Source organism: Pedobacter sp. 01T416_2, assembly GCF_056398925.1.
Genome location: NZ_JBFTQI010000402.1, coordinates 1 through 5302, shown reverse-complemented (window position 1 = coordinate 5302; position 5302 = coordinate 1). Strand labels below are relative to the sequence as shown.

The 5302-nt window shown below is 39.3% G+C and carries 4 protein-coding genes; 3 read left to right on the top strand and 1 reads right to left on the bottom strand.

Annotation, left to right across the window (positions count from 1 at the left end; all coding sequences use genetic code 11):
• The first annotated feature begins 81 nt into the window (after positions 1-81).
• The 3 genes from AC1DPQ_RS16545 to AC1DPQ_RS16535 all read left to right on the top strand — a co-directional run bounded on the left by AC1DPQ_RS16545 (position 82) and on the right by AC1DPQ_RS16535 (position 4685).
• Positions 82-1599 (top strand): glycoside hydrolase, encoded by a 1518-nt coding sequence (locus AC1DPQ_RS16545; protein WP_477610279.1) that lies wholly within the window; start codon positions 82-84, stop codon positions 1597-1599.
• A gap of 133 nt (positions 1600-1732) precedes the next feature.
• The gene (locus AC1DPQ_RS16540) at positions 1733-3574 is read left to right on the top strand and encodes a glycoside hydrolase family 35 protein (RefSeq protein ID WP_477610278.1); all 1842 of its coding nucleotides are present in this window, start codon (positions 1733-1735) and stop codon (positions 3572-3574) included.
• A 55-nt stretch (positions 3575-3629) separates the two neighbouring features.
• Positions 3630-4685 (top strand): cellulase family glycosylhydrolase, encoded by a 1056-nt coding sequence (locus AC1DPQ_RS16535; protein WP_215126105.1) that lies wholly within the window; start codon positions 3630-3632, stop codon positions 4683-4685.
• Between the two features lie 171 nt (positions 4686-4856).
• On the opposite strand, the gene AC1DPQ_RS16530 is transcribed toward AC1DPQ_RS16535, so the two are convergent.
• Positions 4857-5302: sulfatase/phosphatase domain-containing protein (locus AC1DPQ_RS16530; RefSeq protein ID WP_477610277.1), on the bottom strand; the 446-nt coding region annotated here is incomplete at its 5' end.

Sequence of the window (5302 nt, the reverse complement as noted above, 5' to 3'; positions counted from 1 at the left end):
CCAATACCTAGGGCCGAAATTTTAGCTTCAGGTGGTAAATTGCAGCAAAACACTGGTTATTAAAAAACAATTTAACCATCAATGATAAAGTATTATAAACAAATCGGCTACTTTCTTACTTGCATTTCTTTGTTTTGCTATGGTAATGCTGCGGCCCAGCAAACTGTAAAGATTGAAATTCACCCATTGGTTCAATTTCAAACAATAGAAGGTTTCGGGGCATCTGATGCATGGACTTGTCAATTTGCCGGATTATGGCCTGCAGAGAAAAAGGATAAGATGGCCGATTTGCTTTTTAGTACCCAAATTGCAAAAACGGGTCAGCCCCTTGGTATTGGCCTTAATATGTGGCGTTTCAGTATTGGTGGTGGCAGTGCCGCCCAAGGTAAGGCAAGCGATATTGGCGACGAATGGCGTCGCCAATACGCTTTTCTGCAACCAGATGGCAGTTATGATTGGAACGCGATGCCAGGGCAAACCTGGTTTTTAAAGGCCGCTAAAACCCGTGGCGTAAAACAGTTTATCGGCTTTGTAAACAGTCCGCATGTGCTTTTTACCAAAAACGGAAAAGCTTATTCTACTGATGGTAACTGCAACCTGAATTTTGATAAACTTCCCGATTTTTCAGCCGATATGGTAGCCACAATTAAAGGGTTGAAAAAAAATACAGGGATCGAATTGGATTACCTTAGTCCGGCAAATGAGCCACAGTGGAAATGGAATGAGCACAATCAGGAAGGTTGTCCTTATAACAATACTGAACTTGCTCAGCTTTATAAAGGCGTAAATGATGCGTTTGCGAAAAATCAGATCAAAACCAAAATACAGATAGGAGAGGCCGGCCAGCTCGATTATTTATACGATAATGGAAACACCGCAAAGGGAAATCAGGTATATCAGTTCTTTAATGCTTCATCTCCGAATTATGTTGGCAACTTATCCAATATTGATCAATCTATTTCTGCTCATAGCTATTTTACAACAAGTCCTGAACAAAAATTTATTAATATCCGTAAAAAAACAGCTGAAGCAGTAGCTCAGATAAAAGGTTTAAGGTATTGGATGTCTGAATATTGTGTTCTTGGTGATGATGTGCTAAAGGGTGAAAAGCGTGATTTGGGTATGGTAACCGCACTGTTTATTGCAAAGCTCATCCATCATGATTTAGTGATATCCAATGCTACATCATGGCAGTGGTGGTTGGCCGTATCGGCTGGCGATTATAAAGATGGGCTGGTATATATTGATAAAAATAAAACAGACGGGCAGGTTTATGATAGTAAAATGTTATGGGCTTTAGGCAATTATAGCCGTTTTATTAAAGCTGGTAGTAAACGTGTTGGGGTTAGTATAACAAACGGAAAAGAAAAACAGATTTACATATCAGCATATCTGGATAATAGCAATCTGGTTACTGTAGCGGTTAATACTAGTGAACAAGATATCGACCTGGATATGGAAATAAAAGGAAGTAAACCAAATGTGGTGCAAACCTATGTTACATCTGCAGAATATAATTTATCACCATATAAGCAATATAAAACTAACCAGGGTATTAGGGTTCCGGCTAAATCTATTACCACAATAGTAAGTAAGTAAACCCAGTTTGGGGATGCTTGAATATCCAAAATTTAATCCTTTTCCAATTTTGTTCTCTGGAACAAAGCACCTTATCTATGTAGGGAAAGGAAAACTGTGCATATAATTTTATAAAACATAAATACACATCTTCATGAAACATACCTTCAAATACCTCATTTTTAAGGTAATTTTAATTACTTGTTTTGCCAGCTTAGGTGCTTTTGCACAGGCTCAGCACACTTTTAAACTTGCAGACTCTGTTTTTCTGCTTGATAATAAGCCTTTTCAAATAATATCTGGCGAAATGCATTACCCCCGCATACCAAGAGAAGCCTGGCGCGATAGAATGAAAATGGCTAAAGCGATGGGCTTAAACACCATTGGTACCTATGTATTTTGGAATGTACATGAACCACAGAAAGATAAATTCGATTTCTCGGGCAATAATGATATTGCCGAATTTGTACGTATTGCAAAAGAAGAAGGATTATGGGTATTGCTTCGCCCTAGTCCGTATGTATGTGCCGAATGGGAATTTGGTGGTTATCCATTTTGGTTGCAGAACATTAAAGGTTTACAGGTAAGGAGTAAAGAAGCACAATATTTAAAAGAATATAAAGAATACCTTACAGAGATTGGTAAACGGTTAGCGCCATTGCAAATTAACCATGGTGGCAACATCTTAATGGTACAGGTAGAAAACGAGTATGGCTCTTACGGAAATGACAAGGAATATCTGAAGATCAATGCTCAGCTCTTTAAAGATGCTGGTTTTGACGGCGTGCTTTCTACCTGCGATCCTGTTCCTGCATTAGAAGGTGGTCATTTAGCGGGTTTGCTTCCAGGCGTAAATGGCATCGATAGTCCTGCGCAGATCAGAACGCTGATCAATAAATATAACAATGGTGCCGGACCTTACTTTGTGCCAGAATGGTATCCGGCCTGGTTCGATTGGTGGGGTACAAAACATCATCAGGTAGATCCAAAAACGTATGCCAATAAATTAGATACTGTACTTAAAGGAGGGATTTCTATTAACATGTATATGTTTCATGGCGGTACAACCAGAGCTTTTATGAATGGGGCAAATTATAACGATTCTACAGCTTACGAACCGCAGATTAGTAGTTATGATTATGATGCACCTTTAGATGAGGCAGGTAACGCGACACCGAAATTTATGCTTTTCCGCGAAGCGATTAAAAAGAATTTGCCCGCAAACCAAATACTTCCTGTTGTACCTGCCGCCAAGCCGGCAGCTGCATTGCCTGTAATTACCTTTACCAAATCAACAGACATCTTTAACCTGATTGGGAAACCACAATTAAGTGAAAAACCATTAACCTTCGAAGCCCTTAACCAACCTTATGGTTTTGTATTGTACAGCAGCACAATAAAAGGTGGACGCAAAGGCATAATTAAAATCAACGAGCTGCGCGATTATGGCCTGGTATATATCAATAAAAAACTTGTTGGTGTTTTAGATAGAAGGCTTTACCAGGATAGTTTAACAGTTAATCTTCCCGCTGGCAATGTACAACTGGATATTTTAGTAGAAAACATGGGTAGGATTAATTTTGGGCCTTACCTGCTTAAAAATAATAAGGGGATAAGCAAAAGCGTAACCTTCAACGGTACTGAGATTAAATCGTGGAAAATGTACCCACTGCCATTTGATACTGTAAACACTCAAAAATTATTGCCTAAGGTAATTAGCCAATCGGCCGCTGTACTTAAAACTGCTTCTTTTAATTTAACAAAAGTAGCAGATACTTATTTAGATATGCGCAAATGGGGCAAAGGCGTGGTTTGGGTTAATGGACATAATTTGGGGAAATATTGGAGCATTGGACCTCAACAAACCATTTATTTGCCAGCAGAATGGTTAAAAAAAGGAAAGAATGAAATTGTAGTTTTCGAACTGCTTAAACCTACACAGCATACATTAACCAGTTTAGATAAAGCTATTTTAAATGAGTTAAAAAATAAATAACATTTTGATTTTCTTCTGGTTAACGCCTCACTAACCAAATATTAAATCATTACCTATGAAAATTAAAACGTCAATTGCAACAATGGCCGTTATGTTAAGCGCGTGCTTAATGGGCTGTGAAAAAAAAGAATTAACAGAAACTCCGCTCGAAATTGAAAAAACGGAGGTCACGGATGCTCAAAAAGCAGACGCAGAATCGGTTGGTGCTGCAGGAATTGCAGGTGTAAATTGGGCAGATGGCCGCGACAATTTTGTTGATGGCTGGGTAATCCCCTCAGGGTTAACCGCTGGTGATGATTACACCACGGTATCAGCAAAAGCAAATGCAATATTAACGGGTTTCCAAAATAACATGCCGGGTGTAAATACGGTAAGGTTACCAATTAACCCGCCAAGTGTATCCGATTCGTGGTGGGGCGCATATACCGGGGCAATAGATCGCGCTTTAAGTAAAAACATGAAGGTTATACTTGCTTGTTGGGAGAGTGCATCTTCCCATAATGGTACTATCGATGACACTACTCAGTTTTGGGCCATGTGGCAAACCGTAGTTAATAAATATGGAAGTAATGCAAACGTGTATTTCGAACCCATGAATGAACCCTATGGTTATACATTGGCCCAATTAACCACTATTTATGCCGAATGGCTTTCCCGTTACCCCAATGTAAGCAAAGGCCGGATTCTTCTAGGTGGTACTGGCTACTCGGAAAATGTAACAGCCGTTGGCGCTGATAGCCGATTTTCGAGCTGCCTCTTATCCCTGCATAACTATGCATTTTGGGCTACCAGAACACAATCGGCCTGGGAAGCTGACTGGCGAAACCGTTTTGGTAATTATGCAAGCCGTACCGTGGTTACCGAATACGGTGCAGCCATGACTACGGGTAAAAATTATACCGGTTCTGTTGGTAGCGATAATGAAATTGCCTATATAGTTGGTTCTACCAATGTATTTAGAAACGATAAGGTTGCCAGTGTGTACTGGCCAGGGCTTAGAGATAACGACAGTTATAGTATTCAGAACCGCGGCGGAAGCGGAACAAATATTACATTAACAACTACCAATCAATCGGGATTAACCCGTATTAGATATGGCTGGGGTTTATAATAAGATTTAAGGAAAAGAGATTGTATCATAAATATAGATTTGTCATCCTGAGCTTGTCGAAGGATTTGCTTAAATACCCTTTAAGTTGTTTCGACAAGCTCAACATGACAGCATCTGAGGTGACATCGCCTTTATGATACAATCTCTTTTGCTTTATCACGATAAACATACTTAATTGCCAAAAATCTCATCAGGAAATGGTACTGCTTTTCCGGTCGCTTTTTCTACAGGCATTTGTGCCCCACGTTCTTTTAAGGTTTTGCCTAAAAGTATAGCCAGCTTTTTCATTTCAGTGGGATTAGTTGATGAAAGACTATGCTGCTCACCAATATCTTTGCTTAAATCGTAGAGTTCAAATTTTTGTGTGCGCATCTGGTAAATCAATTTCCAGTTGCCAAAGCGAATGGCGCTGTAATAATTTATTCCAAGTACTGCTTCATCTTTAACAGTAGTCCATTTATTGGGGAAATGAAAAACTAAGGGCCTATCCTGAAGTTTAACTTCTGGGCGTTTTAATGTGGCGAACAGACTTAATCCATCCAATTTTTGGATGATTTTTGGCGCTTTAATTCCAGCTATTTCCAATATGGTCGGAAAAAAATCATCAATAATTACCG

Excerpts from the sequence above, each read along its gene's own strand:
- AC1DPQ_RS16545 (WP_477610279.1), top strand. The coding sequence starts at position 82 with ATGATAAAGTATTATAAACAAATCGGCTACTTTCTTACTTGCATTTCT.
- AC1DPQ_RS16540 (WP_477610278.1), top strand. The coding sequence starts at position 1,733 with ATGAAACATACCTTCAAATACCTCATTTTTAAGGTAATTTTAATTACT.
- AC1DPQ_RS16535 (WP_215126105.1), top strand. The coding sequence starts at position 3,630 with ATGAAAATTAAAACGTCAATTGCAACAATGGCCGTTATGTTAAGCGCG.